Origin of the sequence: Bradyrhizobium sp. NP1 (assembly GCF_030378205.1) — a bacterium.
GTDB lineage: Bacteria > Pseudomonadota > Alphaproteobacteria > Rhizobiales > Xanthobacteraceae > Bradyrhizobium.
Genome location: NZ_CP127385.1, coordinates 6,175,941 through 6,191,210 on the forward strand (window position 1 = coordinate 6,175,941; position 15,270 = coordinate 6,191,210).

The 15,270-nt window shown below is 65.4% G+C and carries 18 protein-coding genes and 1 other RNA gene; 6 read left to right on the forward strand and 13 right to left on the reverse strand.

What is annotated here, in order from left to right; all coding sequences use genetic code 11:
- Positions 1-92: 92 nt before the first annotated feature.
- The 12 genes from QOU61_RS29955 to QOU61_RS30010 all read right to left on the reverse strand — a co-directional run bounded on the left by QOU61_RS29955 (position 93) and on the right by QOU61_RS30010 (position 10,659).
- The gene (locus QOU61_RS29955; RefSeq protein ID WP_289654805.1) at positions 93-1,601 is read right to left on the reverse strand and encodes a Do family serine endopeptidase; all 1,509 of its coding nucleotides are present in this window, start codon (positions 1,599-1,601) and stop codon (positions 93-95) included.
- 166 nt (positions 1,602-1,767) lie between these two features.
- Positions 1,768-1,974, reverse strand: a complete 207-nt coding sequence (locus QOU61_RS29960) for a DUF2065 domain-containing protein (protein WP_289654806.1) — start codon at positions 1,972-1,974, stop codon at positions 1,768-1,770.
- 83 nt (positions 1,975-2,057) lie between these two features.
- Positions 2,058-2,981, reverse strand: coding sequence for a protease modulator HflC (gene hflC / locus QOU61_RS29965; RefSeq protein ID WP_289654807.1), 924 nt, complete (start codon positions 2,979-2,981; stop codon positions 2,058-2,060).
- Positions 2,978-4,126 carry an FtsH protease activity modulator HflK gene (hflK, locus tag QOU61_RS29970; protein WP_289654808.1) on the reverse strand — a complete coding sequence of 383 codons (1,149 nt, stop codon included), beginning with the start codon at positions 4,124-4,126 and terminating at the stop codon, positions 2,978-2,980. The genes hflC and hflK overlap by 4 nt, the downstream gene beginning before the upstream one ends.
- A 157-nt stretch (positions 4,127-4,283) precedes the next feature.
- Positions 4,284-4,796, reverse strand: coding sequence for a dihydrofolate reductase (locus QOU61_RS29975; protein WP_502876837.1), 513 nt, complete (start codon positions 4,794-4,796; stop codon positions 4,284-4,286).
- Complete coding sequence (locus QOU61_RS29980) at positions 4,796-5,281, reverse strand: GNAT family N-acetyltransferase (RefSeq protein WP_289654809.1); 486 nt, start codon at positions 5,279-5,281, stop codon at positions 4,796-4,798. Before QOU61_RS29980 ends, QOU61_RS29975 begins: the two co-directional genes overlap by 1 nt.
- Before the next feature lie 44 nt (positions 5,282-5,325).
- The gene (locus QOU61_RS29985) at positions 5,326-6,120 is read right to left on the reverse strand and encodes a thymidylate synthase (RefSeq protein ID WP_289654810.1); all 795 of its coding nucleotides are present in this window, start codon (positions 6,118-6,120) and stop codon (positions 5,326-5,328) included.
- Positions 6,121-6,325: 205 nt separating this feature from the next.
- Positions 6,326-7,306 (reverse strand): tripartite tricarboxylate transporter substrate-binding protein, encoded by a 981-nt coding sequence (locus QOU61_RS29990; RefSeq protein ID WP_289654811.1) that lies wholly within the window; start codon positions 7,304-7,306, stop codon positions 6,326-6,328.
- Between the two features lie 110 nt (positions 7,307-7,416).
- Positions 7,417-8,934, reverse strand: coding sequence for a tripartite tricarboxylate transporter permease (locus tag QOU61_RS29995; RefSeq protein ID WP_289654812.1), 1,518 nt, complete (start codon positions 8,932-8,934; stop codon positions 7,417-7,419).
- 7 nt (positions 8,935-8,941) lie between these two features.
- Positions 8,942-9,442 (reverse strand): tripartite tricarboxylate transporter TctB family protein, encoded by a 501-nt coding sequence (locus tag QOU61_RS30000; RefSeq protein ID WP_289654813.1) that lies wholly within the window; start codon positions 9,440-9,442, stop codon positions 8,942-8,944.
- Between the two features lie 84 nt (positions 9,443-9,526).
- On the reverse strand, positions 9,527-10,054 hold the full coding sequence (locus QOU61_RS30005; protein WP_289654814.1) for a chromate transporter: 528 nt from the start codon (positions 10,052-10,054) through the stop codon (positions 9,527-9,529).
- Complete coding sequence (locus QOU61_RS30010) at positions 10,051-10,659, reverse strand: chromate transporter (protein WP_289654815.1); 609 nt, start codon at positions 10,657-10,659, stop codon at positions 10,051-10,053. The genes QOU61_RS30005 and QOU61_RS30010 overlap by 4 nt, the downstream gene beginning before the upstream one ends.
- Before the next feature lie 74 nt (positions 10,660-10,733).
- Between QOU61_RS30010 and ssrA the strand changes: the two genes are divergently transcribed.
- The 5 genes from ssrA to QOU61_RS30035 all read left to right on the forward strand — a co-directional run bounded on the left by ssrA (position 10,734) and on the right by QOU61_RS30035 (position 14,129).
- Positions 10,734-11,089, forward strand: a transfer-messenger RNA (tmRNA) gene (gene ssrA / locus QOU61_RS30015).
- Positions 11,090-11,245: 156 nt separating this feature from the next.
- Complete coding sequence (locus QOU61_RS30020) at positions 11,246-11,761, forward strand: SspB family protein (protein ID WP_289654816.1); 516 nt, start codon at positions 11,246-11,248, stop codon at positions 11,759-11,761.
- A 251-nt stretch (positions 11,762-12,012) separates the two neighbouring features.
- Complete coding sequence (gene fumC / locus QOU61_RS30025; RefSeq protein WP_289654817.1) at positions 12,013-13,431, forward strand: class II fumarate hydratase; 1,419 nt, start codon at positions 12,013-12,015, stop codon at positions 13,429-13,431.
- Between the two features lie 261 nt (positions 13,432-13,692).
- Entirely contained in the window at positions 13,693-13,881 is a 189-nt protein-coding gene (locus tag QOU61_RS30030; protein WP_289654818.1) for a DUF4169 family protein, read from the forward strand.
- Positions 13,878-14,129 carry a ribbon-helix-helix domain-containing protein gene (locus QOU61_RS30035; protein WP_289654819.1) on the forward strand — a complete coding sequence of 84 codons (252 nt, stop codon included), beginning with the start codon at positions 13,878-13,880 and terminating at the stop codon, positions 14,127-14,129. The genes QOU61_RS30030 and QOU61_RS30035 overlap by 4 nt, the downstream gene beginning before the upstream one ends.
- A 69-nt stretch (positions 14,130-14,198) precedes the next feature.
- On the opposite strand, the gene QOU61_RS30040 is transcribed toward QOU61_RS30035, so the two are convergent.
- Positions 14,199-14,804, reverse strand: coding sequence for a tetratricopeptide repeat protein (locus tag QOU61_RS30040; protein WP_289654820.1), 606 nt, complete (start codon positions 14,802-14,804; stop codon positions 14,199-14,201).
- Between the two features lie 184 nt (positions 14,805-14,988).
- Between QOU61_RS30040 and QOU61_RS30045 the strand changes: the two genes are divergently transcribed.
- Positions 14,989-15,264 (forward strand): FeoA family protein, encoded by a 276-nt coding sequence (locus QOU61_RS30045; RefSeq protein ID WP_289654821.1) that lies wholly within the window; start codon positions 14,989-14,991, stop codon positions 15,262-15,264.
- Positions 15,265-15,270: the final 6 nt, after the last annotated feature.

Sequence of the window (15,270 nt, forward strand, 5' to 3'; positions counted from 1 at the left end):
CAGAGACGGTGGTGATCGAGCCGCGCGGTCGCGGCGTACTGGATACCCCGCTTTCGCGGGGTATGACAGCAAGTTCGTCGAAGCGATCGGCTCTACTGCACGCTCAGCGCGACGAAGCGCAGCTCGCCGTCGGCGTTGGAGACGAGCAGCAGCGCGGATTTCTTGCCGTCCTTCTTGAGCTGGTCGATCCGCTTCTTGATGTCGGCCGCGCTCGCGACCGCCTCCTGCGCCACCTCGACGATGACGTCGCCGGCCGACAGCCGCTTCTCGGCGGCATCCGAGGTGCCGTCGACGCCGGTGATCAGCACGCCCTTGACGCTGTCCTTGATCTTGTAGCGGGTGCGCAGATCCTTGCTCAGCGGCGCGAGATCAAGCCCGAGCGCCTTCTGCGTCACCGGCTTGTCCGCTGGCTCGTCCTTGGCCTTGGCGGAAGCCGGCTGCGCCTTGTCGGGATCCTCGAGCCGGCCGAGCGTCACACGGTGCGTCTCCTCCTGGCCCTTGCGGATCACGACCACTTCGACTTCCTTGCCGACCGCGGTGTCGGCCACCACGCGCGAGAGGTCCTTCGGGTCCTTGACGTCCTTGCCGTCGAACTTGACGACGACGTCGCCGGGCTCGATGCCGGCGGGCTTCGCCGGCCCCTTGTCGTCGACACCGGCGACCAGCGCGCCGCGTGGCGGCTTGATGTTCAGGCTTTCGGCGATCTCGTCGGTGACCTGCTGGATGCGCACGCCGAGCCAGCCGCGGCGCAATTCGCCGAACTGGCGGAGCTGGTCGACCACGCCGGCGACCGTCTTCGACGGCACGGCGAAGCCGATGCCGATCGAGCCGCCGGAGGGCGAGATGATCAGGGTGTTGACGCCGATCACCTCGCCGTCGAGGTTGAACAGCGGGCCGCCGGAATTGCCGCGATTGATGGCGGCATCGGTCTGGATGTAGCTGTCATACGGACCCGAGGAGATGTCGCGGTTCTTCGCCGACACGATGCCGGCCGTCACCGTGCCGCCGAGGCTGAAGGGGTTGCCGATCGCGATCACCCAGTCGCCGAGCCTGAGCTTGTCGGAATCGCCGAACTTCACCGCGGTCAGCGGCCGCGGCGGGGTGAACTTGAGCACCGCGAGGTCGGTCTTCTTGTCGATGCCGACGATGTCGGCCTTGATCTTGGTGCCGTCGTTCATGATCACGTTGATCTCGTCGGCATCGGCAATCACGTGATTGTTGGTGACGACGATTCCCGACGTGTCGATGATGAAGCCGGAACCGAGCGAATTGGTCTTGCGCGGCGTGAGGTCGCCGCCGCCGCGGCCCTTGCCGCCCTGCCCGCCGCGGTTCTTGAAGAAGTCGTCGAAGAATTCCTCGAACGGCGAGCCCGGCGGCAATTGCGGGATCGCGCCGCGGCCCTCGCCCTTGGCCTCCACCGTCTGCGAGGTCGAGATGTTGACGACCGCGTCGATCACCTTCTCGGCGACGTCGGCGATGTTGTCGGGGCCGCGTGCGGCCGCCGGCTGCGCCAGCAGCATTGCGCCGCCAAGGCAGAGCGCGGCGAGCCTTGTCCCGGCAAGCGGCACGCGACGCAGGCGATGGCTCGAGGCGGTGGTCATATCAACATCTCCAGAAGGGGCCGGGGCTCGACTGCGGCACAGTGCCCCCGAACAATGGGTGGTGCAAGGACCGGCGCACGGCAAATCATCGTCATCAATGCCGGTCAATGAGGCGAAAAACGGACGTCAGGCTGACTTGATTTCACGTTGACGTTTCAACGCCGCTTCAGCCGTGGCGGCGGATCGCCCAGATCAGGACCAGGCCTGCGACTGCCGAGCCGATGCCGACCGCCCGCAGGATGTTGTCAGGCGTCGCCATCGCGCTCTTCATGGCCTTGCGCATGAAGGCCGGGCTTGCCGCAAACAGCAGGCCCTCGATCACGAACAGGATTCCCACACCGATGAGGAACTCGGCGACCGCAATGGACCTCATCGGTATGGAACCTCCCGCTTGATCGTTCTTGTTTTGCGGCAGAAGCGGCGCAGGTCCGCTTCAGCCGGTCGTCGTTTCAGCCGTCACGGCTTCGGCGCGGCGGGCGCTGCCGCAGGCGCCGAGGCTGCCGCAGCTGGCCTGCCCGCGGGGTTGCCGAAATATTTGAAGAAGTCGGAGTCCGGCTTGATCAGGAAGCGGGTGTCGTTCGCCTTGAGCCCGTTCTCGTAAGCCGTCATCGAGCGGTAGAAGGCGAAGAAGTCCGGGTCCTTGCTGTAGGCTTCGGCGAACAGCCGGTTGCGCTCGGCGTCGCCTGCGCCTCGCACCTGCTCGGCGGTCGAGTTGGCTTCCGCCACGATGACGGTGGCCTCACGATCGGCGTTGGAGCGAATCTCCTGCGCCTTCTGCGCACCTTGCGCGCGGAACTCGGCGGCCTCGCGCTGCCGTTCGGTCTGCATGCGCTGATAGACCGCCTGGCTGTTCTGCTCCGGCAGGTCGGCGCGGCGGATGCGGACGTCGACCACCTGGATGCCGTAGGCGGCGGCCTCGCGGTCGAGCTGATCGCGGATCCGCGCCATCAGGGCCTCGCGCTCGTCGCGCACCACCTGGATGAAGGTGACCTCGCCGAGCACGCGGCGCAGCGCCGCGTTCAACAGCGTGGTCAGTTGCAGGTTGGCGGCCTGGACGGAACCGACGCTCTGGTAGAACTTCAGCGCATCCTTGATGCGGTAGCGGGCGAAGGCATCGACCACCAGCCGCTTCTGATCCGACGCGATCACTTCCTGCGACGGGTTTTCCAGATCGAGGATGCGCTTGTCGATCGAGATCACGCTGTCGATGAACGGCGCTTTGAAATGCAGGCCGGGATCGGTGACGGGCGGCCGCGGCTCGCCGAGCCGCACCACCAGCACCTGCTCGGTCATGCCGACGGTGAACACCGAGCTGTAGGCCACGATCGCAACCACAAACAGCACGAACAGCGTGACGATTCCAGTAACCGGAGACCTCATCGCGTGCCTCCGCCCTGCTGCTGCGGCTGGTTGGTCGAGCCGGTGGTGGCGCCACGCCGCGTCAGTTCGCTCAGCGGCAGATAGGGCACGACGCCCTGCCCGGCCGCGCCGCCGTCATAGATCAGCTTGTCGGAGCCGCCGAGGATGCGCTCCATGGTTTCGAGATAAATCCGCTCGCGCGTCACGTCGGGCGCCTTCTTGTATTCGTCGTAGACCTTCAGGAAGCGCGCGCTCTGGCCTCTCGCCTCGGCGACCGCCTGCTGCTTGTAGCCCTCGGCGACCTGGAGGATCTGCGCGGCGCGACCCTTGGCGTCGGGCACAACGCGGTTGGCGTAGGTCTGCGCCTCGTTCTGCAGCCGCTCGAGGTCGGCGCGTGCCGCCTGGACGTCGCGGAAGGCGTCGATCACCTGCGCCGGCGGATCGACCTTCTGCATCTGCACCTGCTGCACGAGGATGCCCGAGCCGTAAGCGTCGAGGGTCTTCTGCATCAGTTCCTGCACGCCCTGCTCGGTGGAAGTGCGGGCGCCGGTGAGGATCGGCTGGATGTTGGAGCGGCCGATCACTTCGCGCATCGCGCTCTCGGCCACCGCCTTCACCGTGCCTTCGGGATTCTGGATGTTGAAGAGATAGGCGGCGACGCCGCTCGGCTTGATGCGCCAGAGCACGGTGAAATCGACGTCGACGATGTTCTCGTCGCCGGTCAGCATCAGGCTTTCCTCGGGCACGTCGCGCATGGTGCGGCCGCGCCGCGCCGGATCATCGATCAGCGTCATGCCGATCGAGATGGTGTTGACGCGCAGCGCCTTGGGCAGCAGCACGGTCTCGATCGGATAAGGCAGGTGATAGTTCAGGCCCGGCTGCGCATCACGAACATACTGGCCGAAGCGCTGCACGATGCCGAGCTCTTCGGACTGCACGCGGTAGAAGCCGGACATCGCCCAGATCACCAGCGCGCCGGCGACGACCAGCGCGACGCCGAGGCCGGAGAAATGGCCGCCCGGCAGCAATTGCTGCAGCCGGTCCTGGCCGCGCCGCAATAAATCCTCGAGATCGGGCGGACGCGGCCCGCCCGGTTGCGGACCCGAGCCCCACGGTCCCTTGGGACCCGAGCCCCAGGGGCCACCGCTCTGATTCTTCCACGGCATCTAGCTCTCCTCCGCGAGCCCGCCCCGGCAGGGGACGCGGGTCTCGCCATGTCGGCAGGCTTTATAGGGGAGGCCTCAAGCCCTTACAACGCACGCCTCGGCCCCAAGCAGCTATGCCCGAGGCGATATTTGTCAATGTAAACATTGGGAAATGCAGTTAATGTGGCCGCCGCCGACGATATGTCACATAGGAAAAGGCGGCGCCGTCGTCCGCCCCGGGCGCATTCGCAAGCCGCGCCACCTCCTCCCATTGTGCGGGATCGATGGCGGCAAAATGCGCATCGCCCGCCGGATTGACATGCACCTCGGTGATTTCGAGCCGGTCGGCCGCGGCCATGAACCGGTCATAGATCTCGCCGCCGCCGATCACCGCGATCTCGTCGACGCCGCGCCGCAGCGCGTCGCCGCGCGCAATTGCTTGCGCCTCGGCGACCGAATTCGTCACCACGGCGCCTTTAGCACGAAAGCCGCGATCACGCGTGATCACGATATTGGTACGCCCGACAAGCGGCTTGCGCAGCGAGACGAAGGTCTTGCGGCCCATCACCACCGGCTTGCCCATGGTCAGCGCCTTGAAGCGCTGCATGTCCGATTTCAGCCGCCAGGGGATCGCGCCGTCGGCGCCGATCACGCCGTTGTCGGCGACCGCGGCGATGAGTACGACCTGCATCAGCGCGCGTCCTTTGCCAGCCGCGCGAGCGCCGCGCCATTGATCCGCGCCACCGTCCACTCGTCCATCATGACCGCGCCGAGCGACTTGTAGAACGCGATCGAGGGCGCGTTCCAGTCGAGCACCGACCATTGCAGCCGCGACCAGCCATTGTCGACGCAGTGGCGCGCGAGATGGGCGAGCAGCGCCTTGCCGATGCCCTTGCCGCGCAGCGCCGGGCGGACGAACAGGTCTTCGAGGTAGATGCCGGAGCGGCCGCTGAAGGTCGAGAAATTGAAGAACCACACGGCGAAACCGGCCGGCGCCCCGCTCCATTCCGCGATCTCGCAGAACAGGCGCGGGTTGTCGGAAAACAGCGCCGCAGCGATCATCGCTTCGGTCGCCTCGACCTCGTGAAGCAGCTTCTCGTATTCGGCGAGCTCGCGCACGAAAGAATGGACCAGGCCAGCTTCATCGGGCCGCGCGCGGCGGATCGCGATCGACATGCAGTCCCTCTTCGAATTGGTGAAGCGTCGCGGTGAGCCGCCGCTCACACCGCGACTTCAGCCTTGATGTGCGGGTGCGGGTCGTAGCCGACGAGCGAAAAGTCCTCGTAACGGAAGCCGAAGATGTCCTTCACGTCGGGGTTGATCTGCATGACCGGCAATGCGCGCGGCGCGCGCGCCAGTTGCAGCCGCGCCTGCTCGATATGGTTGGAGTAAAGATGGGCGTCGCCGAACGAGTGCACGAATTCGCCCACCTTCAGATCCGTGACCTGCGCCACCATCATGGTCAGCAGCGCATAGGAGGCGATGTTGAAGGGCACGCCGAGGAACACGTCGCCCGAACGCTGGTAGAGCTGGCAGGATAATTTGCCATTCGCGACATAGAACTGGAACAGGCAGTGGCAGGGTGGCAGCGCCATCTTGTCGACCTCGGCCGGATTCCAGGCGCTGACGATCAGCCGGCGCGAGTCCGGGTTCTTCCTGATCATCTCGACGACATTCCTGATCTGGTCGATGCGGCGGCCGTCCGGCGCCGGCCAGGAGCGCCATTGCGAGCCGTAGACCGGACCGAGATCGCCGTTCTCGTCCGCCCATTCGTCCCAGATGGTGACGCCGTGGTCGCGCAGATATTTGACGTTGGTGTCGCCCTTCAGGAACCAGAGCAGCTCGTGGACGATCGCCTTCAGCGGCAGCCGCTTGGTGGTCACCATCGGAAAGCCGGCCGACAGATTGAAGCGCATCTGGTGGCCGAAGATCGACAGCGTGCCGGTGCCGGTGCGGTCATGCTTCTCGACGCCGTCAGAGAGAATCCGTTCGAGCAGGTCGTGATATTGATGCATGGCGGTCGGCTTTTAAGGGTTCGGCTTCTCGCTGGGTCCGGAGCAAGCGGGCGCCGACTGTAGCGGCGGCTGACGCCAACCGACAGCGGCGACTCAGGCCCACGCGCGGATTATACCCCGAAAAAGTGTGAATTCTGCCCCGAAACGGCAAGGGCGGAACCCGCGTTCCGCCCTTGCCACGGTGGCCAATCCGGCCGGTTTCAGATCAGTTTTGCGCCGTCTTCAGGACCCCGCTCCAGCGGGCGATCTCGCTTTGCACCAGCCTGCCCAGCGCGGCGCGGCTGCGCTCGTCGAGCTTGGGGATATCGCTGCCGAGATCGAGCAGGCGCTTGCGAACATTTTCGTCGTCCAAGGCCTTGGCCGCCGCTGCATTGAGCCTGGCGAGGATCGGCTCCGGCGTCCCCTTCGGGGCGAACATCGCGTTCCATGCCGAAACCTGGAAGGCGGCCAGGCCGGCCTCGGCCGTGGTGGATAGTTCAGGGAGCGACGGGTTGCGTTCCGGCGTCGCCACGGCGTAGGCGCGGATGGTGCCGCCGCGGATCTGCGGCACGGCGTTGATGACCTGGTCGCACATGTAGTCGACCTGTTGCCCCACCAGCGCGTTCATCGCGGGGCCGGTGCCGTTGAACGGCACGCCGGTCGGCTTGATGCCGAGGATGGAATTGAACAGCTCGCACGAGACATGGGACACCGAGCCGACGCCGGCATGGGCCATGTTGAGCTTGTCGGTATTGGCCTTGAGATAGGCCACGAAAGCCTTCAGGTCGGAGGCCGGAAAATCCTTGCGCGCCAGCACCAGGATCGGCGTGCCCGCGAGCTGCGCGATCGGCTCGAAATCCTTTTCGGGATGATAGGCGAGCTTGGGATAGAGCGGCACCGCCGCGGCATGGGTGCCCATGTGTCCCGTGATCAGGGTGTAGCCGTCGGGCGCCGCGCGCGCGGCCCGCGCCGCGCCGGTGGTGCCGCCGGCGCCGACGGCGTTTTCGATCACGATCGGCTGCCCGAGCGTCTGGGCCATGTGGGCCGATACGACGCGCGCCACCACATCGGTCGGACCGCCGGCCGCGAACGGCACGATCATGGTGATCTGCCGCGCCGGATAGTCCTGCGCCCATGATGCGCAGACGGACGCAGCCAGAAGCGCGAGCGCGGCAAGCGGCCACGCCAGCACGGCACGGAATGACATCGCGATGTCCCCCAAACGAGTATCGTTCCGCTGGCCTAGCAGACTCGTTCAGGAGGCGTAACGCATCAAACCGCCGCAGCCTTGCGGCGGTTTGATGCAGCATGTGGCGATCAGCTCTCGGATTCGGCGAACACCTCGTCGCGCTTCTTGCGCAGGGTCGGCAGCACCGCGAGCACGAGCAGGCCTGCGGCGGCCGCGATCAGCACCGCGGACAGCGGCCGGGTGATGAACACCGACCAGTCGCCGCGCGAGATCAGCAGCGCCCGGCGCAGGTTCTCCTCCATCAGCGGGCCGAGCACCATGCCGAGCAGAAGCGGCGCCGGCTCGAAATCATGCTTGATCAGCCAGTAGCCGACCAGGCCGAACAAGCCGGCCAGCACCACGTCGACAGGCGCGTTGTTGATCGAGTAGATGCCGATCGCGCAGAACACCACGATCGAGGGGAACATCAGCCGGTACGGCACCCGCAGCAGGCGCACCCAGATGCCGACCAGCGGCAGGTTGATGATGATCAGCATCAGGTTGCCGATCCACATCGAGGCGATCATGCCCCAGACCAGATCGGGCTGCTTCTGCATCACCTGCGGCCCCGGCACGATGCCGTGAATGGTCATGGCGCCGACCATCAGCGCCATCACCGCGTTCGGCGGGATGCCGAGCGTGAGCAGCGGGATGAACGAGGTCTGCGCGGCGGCGTTGTTGGCGCTTTCCGGCGCCGCGACGCCTTCGATCGCGCCGCGGCCGAAGCGCGAGGGGTCCTTCGCGATCTTCTTCTCGAAGGTGTAGGCGGCAAAGGAGGCGATCACCGCGCCGCCCCCCGGCAAGATGCCGAGGATCGAGCCCAGCACCGTGCCGCGGAAGATCGCCGGCAGCGAGTCCCGCATGTCCTTTTTGGTCGGCATCAGACCGGTGATCTTCTGCTGCACCAGCTCGCGATCCATCTCGGCGCCGGAGTCGAGGTTGCGGATGATCTCGGCAAAGCCGAACACCCCCATCGCCACCGTGGCGAAGCCGAGGCCGTCGGCGAGCTCGGGGACGTTGAACGCCATGCGCGAGGCACCGGTCTCGATGTCGGAGCCGACCATCGACAGCAACAGGCCGAACACGATCATCGCGATCGCCTTCAGTACGCTGCCCTTGGCGAGCACCACCGCGAAGATCAGGCCGAGCACCATCAGCGAGAAATATTCGGCCGGGCCGAACGCGAGCGCCAGTTTGGTCAGCGGCGCGCCGAGCACGGCGATCAGCACGGTCGCCGCACAGCCGGCGATGAAGGAGCCGATCGCGGCAATTGCGAGCGCTGGTCCAGCACGGCCCTGCTTGGCCATCTGGAAGCCGTCGAGCGTCGTCACCACCGAGGTCGCCTCACCGGGGATGTTGACCAGGATCGAGGTGGTCGAGCCGCCATATTGCGCGCCGTAATAGATGCCGGCGAGCATGATCAGCGCACCGACCGGCGGCAGGCCGAAGGTGATCGGCAGCAGCATCGCGACGGTAGCGATGGTGCCGATGCCGGGCAGCACGCCGACCAGCGTGCCGACGAGGGCGCCGACCAGGCAGAGCAGCAGGTTGGTGGGGGAGACCGCGACGCTGAAGCCGAGCGCGAGGTTGTGAAACAGTTCCAACATCGCGACCTCACTGCACCAGGAAACGCGGGAACAAGGGCATCGGCAGCCCGAGCACATAGGGGAAGAGCAGCGCGCATCCGATCGTCAGGAGGACGCCGACGATGATGGTTTCGACCCAGCGGGTTTCCGGGGTGCCGAGCGCGGAGATCAAAAAGCTTGCAAGCCCCGAGACCACGAGGCCGAGCGGGCGGATCGACACCGCAAAGCAGAGAATGCCGAGCGAGACGAACAGCGGGCCGCGCCAGGAATAGTGGGCCATCGCCGGCCCGTCCTGCAAAACGCCCATCACGGCAACCGCGACGCCGAGCCCCAAAAGCAGCACCGCGAACATCCGCGGCGCCGTTCCCGCACCGAAGGAAAAGCCGTGCATGCCCTGCAGGTCGCTCGAGGCCCACAGCGCGAAGATCGCTACCGCCACCAGCACGATCCCGCCGACGAAATCCTGCGGCGCGCGAACCCATCCCGGCATGATGGATTTGGCCGCGCCCTGGCTCGGCGTCTCACTCATCGATATTCTCCCCCCGACTTAGGGCTTATTGCCCACTTTGTTCGGATAGCGTCCCGCTCCGACCATAGTGCCTAGCGATTTTCGTCAGATAACGCCAGCAAAACCCAAGAGCCCCCCGGCCAGCAGCATCCAGAACGGATTGAGCCGCGTGGCGAAGGCCAGCACGGCGGCGCCTGTCGTGACGAGAGCCGCCATCAGGCTGCGATCGGTGGTCCGCGCCAGGATAAGAGCGCTGGCGCCCATCAGCCCGATCGATAGCGGAACCAGGGCCGCCTGGATGATGGCGGGCCAGCGCGAGCCCCTCGCGCGCGCCAGCAGGCGGCTGACATAGAGGGCGAGAACGGCGGTCGGAAGGCACATGGCAAGCGTTGCGGCGATCGCGCCGGAAAGCCCGGCCACCGCAAAGCCGATCAGCGTGACGATCAGGACGTTCGGCCCCGGCGACAACTGGGCGATGGCATAGACGTCGGCGAATTGCTGCTCGGTCAGCCAGTGCCGTACCTCGACCGCAATGCGGTGCATCTCGGGAACGGCGGCATTGGCGCCGCCGATGGCGAACAGCGACATCATGCCGAAGGTCGCAATCAGCGACCAGACGGGATTTTCGTTCATGCCGCAGCCTTTCGTCGCAGGAAGGCGGTCACGGTGAGGCTTGCGGGGACCGCAACCAGCAGCACCAGTTGCAGCGGCAGGCGCGCAACCCCGATGGCGATGAAGACCGCGAGCAGGAAAATGAGCGCCGCAAGGTCGCGCCGCTTGACCAGCGGCATCGCCATGCGAAGCATCACCGCGATCAGCAGCCCGACCGCGGCACAGGAAACGCCGGCCAGGATCCGCCTCAGCGCATCGATCTCGCCATAGCGGGCATAGAGCGCGGCCAAGACCGTCATGATCAGCATCGGCGGCGCGAGCAATCCGGCGAAGGCCGCGATCCCGCCGGCGATCCCGCGCAGCCGCGCGCCGAACACCATCGACAGGTTGACGACGTTGGGACCGGGGAGGAAATGGCAGAGCGCGAAGGTCTCGTTGAACTCGTCCGCGGTCATCCAGCGGTGCTGCTCGACGAGGCCGCGCCGCGCCCACACCAGCACGCCGCCGAAGCCGGCCAGCGACATCTTGGCGAAGGCCAAGAACAGCTCAACCAGGCCGGGTATCGGAACGGCTGAAGCGGGAACGTCCGGCGGGGGTGCCGCAACGGGCGGCGGGTCCGAGAGCATGGTTCAGATTAGGATGGCGATACCGCCACAGCCAAGCCAATTTGCGCCGTTCCCTGACGAAACGGCCGCGCAAGCCACTGTTTTTCTCCATCTTTGCCCCCTATATTGGGGGTGCCGGCTTGCCGGCTATGGAAATAAATCGCCGTCGCAATAAACCATTCGGACCCGGGGGCAGTACCCGGCGCCTCCACCCAAGCCCACGAGCCACGCGGGCTTGGGCGGGGGCGAAACAGGATCGACGAGGGCGTAAAGGGCGTGCTTTTTCCCGGTATTGTTCCGCCGTTATCGGGCTACTGCAATAGTTGCCAACGACAACTATGCTCCGGTTGCTCAGGCTGCGTAACGCAGTTTGAAAGACCACTCTAAAGCCCTAGCGGGTTAAGCTCCGCTAGGCGGGGTTCGGAGGCACCTGGCAACAGAAGCCTCCACTTTAACTACTCCCGCCGGGGCCTCATCGCGGCTTTTCCGCAACCGAATTCCACCGATGATGGCTGCTGACCTGCCGTCGGCGCCGGGGTACGATAGCGGCGCAGGCGAGTCGGCTTTCCGGGCGCGGCAACCAAGGACCAATTGACGCAAGGCGATCATGGCGACCGATCACATCCGATATGACGTGCTGGCGCGCGACGCGCTGCGCGGGGTATTGCGGCGCGTGCTGAGCGATGCCGCCGTGCACGGGCTGCCCGGCGAGCATCATTTCTTCATCACCTTTCTCTCCAACGCCGAAGGGGTGAAACTGTCGCCCCGGCTGCTCGCGCAATATCCGGAGGAGATGACGATCATCCTGCAGCACCAGTTCTGGGATCTGCTGGTTTCGGAGGATCGTTTCGAGGTCGGCCTGTCGTTCGGCGGAATCCCCGAGCGGCTGGTGGTGCCGTTCAGCGCGATCAAGAGCTTCTTCGATCCTTCCGTGCAGTTCGGCCTGCAGTTCGATCCTGCCGACGGCACACGCGAGGCGGCGCCAGGCAACCTTCCCGCCGCGCCTCTTCCCACCGCCGTCGGCGCGCCCGCAGCCGAGCCGGCTGCCGAGAGCGCGGATGAACCCGCAAAGCCCACCGAGGGCGCCGAGGTGGTGCGGCTCGACCGCTTCCGCAAGAAATAATCCGCGCGCAGAAATCCGGCGCGGCGCTATTAGATGAGCATGTCGAAGACCGCGCATCGCGGCTTCAGGCTGGTGGTCCGATTCCAACATTCGCATCCCATTGTGGCGGGCGCTTCTGCGAATGTTAGAATCAAATGACCACTAGCAAACTTGAAAATTCTGGTGGAGTTTTGGATTTGACGTTCGCTGCGCGAACCCGCGGCTAGTGGGAAGCGAATGTCAAATCCACTCCGCTAGCACAGGACATGCTCATGCCCCGCCCGCCCCGATCGCCGCAACGCCAATCGACGCGCGTTGAGACCGACAGCTTCGGCCCGATCGACGTCGCCGCCGATCGCTACTGGGGCGCGCAGACCGAACGCTCCCGGCGCAATTTCCGCATCGGAGCGGACCGCATGCCGCTTCCGATCGTGCACGCGCTCGGCATCGTCAAGCTCGCCGCCGCCGAGACCAACCGCGCGCTCGGCCTGCTCGACAAGCGCCGCGCCACCGCGATCGCGCGCGCCGCGCGCGAGGTCATCGACGGCAAGCTCGACGATCATTTTCCCCTCGTGGTGTGGCAGACCGGCTCCGGCACCCAGACCAACATGAACCTGAACGAGGTGATCGCCAACCGCGCCAACGAGCTGCTCGGCGGCGAGCGCGGCGCCAAGAAGCCGGTGCACCCGAACGACCACGTCAACATGAGCCAGTCGTCGAACGATTCGTTTCCGACCGCCATGCACATCGCAGCCGCAAGCCGCATCACCGCCGACCTGATCCCGGCGCTCTCCGAGCTGTTGCGCGCGCTGCGCGCCAAGGAAAAGGCGTTCGCGAAGATCGTGAAGATCGGGCGCACCCATACCCAGGACGCAACCCCGCTGACGCTGGGCCAGGAATTTTCCGGCTATGCGGCGCAGGTCGAGAGCGGCATCGCACGGCTGCGCGTCGCGGTGAAGGACCTGTTCCCGCTGGCGCAGGGCGGCACCGCGGTCGGCACCGGGCTCAACGCGAAGCCGCGATTCGCCAAAATGTTCGCGCGCCAGGTCGCGAAGATCACGCGATTGCCGTTCACCAGCGCGCGCAACAAGTTCGAGGCGCTGGCGTCGAACGACGCCTATGTGTTCGCGCATGGTGCGATCAACTCGGTCGCGACCGGCCTGTTCAAGATCGCCAACGACATCCGCCTGCTCGGCTCGGGCCCGCGCTCAGGTCTTGGCGAACTGATTCTCCCCGAGAACGAGCCGGGCTCGTCGATTATGCCGGGCAAGGTCAATCCGACTCAGTGCGAGGCGATGACGATGGTTTGCTGCCAGGTGTTCGGCAACCAGACAGCGATTACGGTGGGCGGCAGCCAGGGTCATTTCGAGCTCAACGTGTATAAGCCGCTTCTGGCATATTGTATGATGCATTCCATTCAGCTGCTCGCCGACGCGGCACGCTCGTTTACCGAGCACTGCGTTGACGGAATACGCGCTGACGAAAAACGCATCCGCGACCTTATGCAGCGCTCCCTGATGCTGGTGACGGCGCTGGCGCCAAAAATCGGCTACGATAATGCGGCGAAGGTGGCCAAAGCAGCGCATGCGCGCGGCACGACTCTGAAGGAAGAGGCCGTGCGGCTTGGCTTCGTCTCCGCGGCCGAATTCGACCGGCTTGTGCAGCCGGACAAAATGACACACCCGGGTTGATCGCCGCGAAGCTTCGGTAGAAGTACGGTGGTATGGTTATCAATCGTATCACCTGAAAGGCTGAGGCGGGTCGCCTACCAGGGCGACAGCCGTGCGTGTTAGTGCGCGGCTATTTCGTTTTTGCCGGGTGATATCTATTTTGGTGATATCGAAGGGCCAGATGGGGATTTCTGAAATGACGATCGGGTCGTCCGGCGCGTGGCGCAACCACACATGCGTTGGGCACGAATGGCTTCCAGTGCTCGGATGATGGAGACGAGCATGGGAGAGTTGATCAATATGAAGCGTTTCAAGAAACGCAGCGAGCGCGAGCAGGCGGCGCGACAGGCCGACGCCAACCGCGCGCGTTTCGGCCAGAGCAAGGCCGAGCGCGCCGGCGAGGCATCGCGCAGCAAGCGCGCGAGCAAACTGCTCGATCAGCACCGCATCGAAGGTGAGGACGCGTCATGAAGTCGCCCGTGGTGAAACGCTCGATCGTCGTCGCCGGGCACAAGACCAGCGTCAGCCTCGAAGAGGCGTTCTGGAACGGCATGAAGGAGATCTCGGGCCTGCGCAACATGACGCTGTCGGAGCTCGTGGGCGAGATCGACAACAACCGGCAGCAGGGCAACCTGTCGTCGGCGATTCGCCTGTTCGTGCTCGACTACTTCAAGACCCGCGCCAACGGCTCCGCGCACGAGATCAAGGCGCAGCTCTGAGACACTCCGCCGGAAGCGGAGGGCGCGGGCGCACATCAGCGCGCCCGCACGCCCCGCCTTGCGCGAACGTCAGTAGACGAGCCCGGAGCCGGGCGGCTGCGCAAGCGCGGCGGCCAGCGAGCGGTACTCGTCACAATCGGTGCCGCAGATCGAAGCGATCCTGCGCAAATGATACTCCGCCTGGTCGCGGTTGCCCTGCTCGATCTGCCACAGGCCGTAATATTGCCAGGTCAGCACGTGGTTCGGATCGGACTTCAGCGCGCGCTCGTACCAGACCTGCGACAGCCTGTAGTCGCCGAGCTTGCGGTAGGAATAGCCGATCAGGTTGGCGACATTGGCGTAGTCGTCATGGCCGAGCGCATGGAGTTGCCGGATCGCGCCTTCGTAGTCGTTGCGATCGTAGATCGTCGGATAGGCCGCCCGATAGCCCGCAACGAAGGCGGGATCGGACAGGAAGGACTGCTTGCTGGATTTCTTGGTGCGGTGGCTCGATCGCTCGGCCGGGGCAGGTTTCGTGTTCGAGGACGATGACGGCCTCATGATGTCCTCGCCGGGGGGACCGCCCCCTCCTCCTCCGCCGCCTCCGGCGGCGAATGCCCGATTGGCCGGGGTTCCTGTCAGCGACGCCAGAAAAAAGAACGTCAGCGTCACCACTTGGGTCGCCGATTTGATCATGTGCGTCTCCCAATTGCGGTGTGAACTGATGCCCCCCTGCCGTTGCCGTAAACCCCGCCTTGCACCCGGCATTCCCGCCCGTTCCGCGCAAGACCGCGCGATCCGTGTTTAAAATCGCTCTAAGGTCGCGCGTCATTGCAGGCACCGCGCTTGACCTTGCGGTTGCCGATTGAAAATACAGGCCATGACCGAAATGACCGATACGCGGGCCCGGATGCCGCTCGGACTGGCCAGGCGCGGCTATTCCGGCGTGATTCAGCACATCAATGCCCACGACGCGGGCTCGGCGCTGTCAGACGCCGAGCTGGAAAGCCGCCTGATCGAGCTCGGCTTCGTCGAAGGCGCCAGGGTCGAGGTGCTCCACGAAGGCATTGTCGGCCGCGACCCGATTGCGGTCAGGGTCGACAACGTCACCATTGCAGTGCGCCGGCGCGAAGCCATGGCCGTCATCGTGGCCTGAGGCAAG

Coding starts and splice junctions, on each gene's coding strand:
- QOU61_RS29995 (WP_289654812.1), bottom strand. CDS start 8,934: ATGTTGGAACTGTTTCACAACCTCGCGCTCGGCTTCAGCGTCGCGGTC.
- QOU61_RS30010 (WP_289654815.1), bottom strand. CDS start 10,659: ATGCTCTCGGACCCGCCGCCCGTTGCGGCACCCCCGCCGGACGTTCCC.
- QOU61_RS29955 (WP_289654805.1), bottom strand. CDS start 1,601: ATGACCACCGCCTCGAGCCATCGCCTGCGTCGCGTGCCGCTTGCCGGG.
- QOU61_RS30040 (WP_289654820.1), bottom strand. CDS start 14,804: ATGATCAAATCGGCGACCCAAGTGGTGACGCTGACGTTCTTTTTTCTG.
- QOU61_RS30000 (WP_289654813.1), bottom strand. CDS start 9,442: ATGAGTGAGACGCCGAGCCAGGGCGCGGCCAAATCCATCATGCCGGGA.
- QOU61_RS29985 (WP_289654810.1), bottom strand. CDS start 6,120: ATGCATCAATATCACGACCTGCTCGAACGGATTCTCTCTGACGGCGTC.
- QOU61_RS29975 (WP_502876837.1), bottom strand. CDS start 4,796: ATGCAGGTCGTACTCATCGCCGCGGTCGCCGACAACGGCGTGATCGGC.
- QOU61_RS29990 (WP_289654811.1), bottom strand. CDS start 7,306: ATGTCATTCCGTGCCGTGCTGGCGTGGCCGCTTGCCGCGCTCGCGCTT.
- QOU61_RS30020 (WP_289654816.1), top strand. CDS start 11,246: ATGGCGACCGATCACATCCGATATGACGTGCTGGCGCGCGACGCGCTG.
- hflC (WP_289654807.1), bottom strand. CDS start 2,981: ATGAGGTCTCCGGTTACTGGAATCGTCACGCTGTTCGTGCTGTTTGTG.
- QOU61_RS30030 (WP_289654818.1), top strand. CDS start 13,693: ATGGGAGAGTTGATCAATATGAAGCGTTTCAAGAAACGCAGCGAGCGC.
- QOU61_RS30045 (WP_289654821.1), top strand. CDS start 14,989: ATGACCGAAATGACCGATACGCGGGCCCGGATGCCGCTCGGACTGGCC.
- QOU61_RS30035 (WP_289654819.1), top strand. CDS start 13,878: ATGAAGTCGCCCGTGGTGAAACGCTCGATCGTCGTCGCCGGGCACAAG.
- QOU61_RS29980 (WP_289654809.1), bottom strand. CDS start 5,281: ATGTCGATCGCGATCCGCCGCGCGCGGCCCGATGAAGCTGGCCTGGTC.
- QOU61_RS29960 (WP_289654806.1), bottom strand. CDS start 1,974: ATGAGGTCCATTGCGGTCGCCGAGTTCCTCATCGGTGTGGGAATCCTG.
- QOU61_RS30005 (WP_289654814.1), bottom strand. CDS start 10,054: ATGAACGAAAATCCCGTCTGGTCGCTGATTGCGACCTTCGGCATGATG.
- hflK (WP_289654808.1), bottom strand. CDS start 4,126: ATGCCGTGGAAGAATCAGAGCGGTGGCCCCTGGGGCTCGGGTCCCAAG.
- fumC (WP_289654817.1), top strand. CDS start 12,013: ATGCCCCGCCCGCCCCGATCGCCGCAACGCCAATCGACGCGCGTTGAG.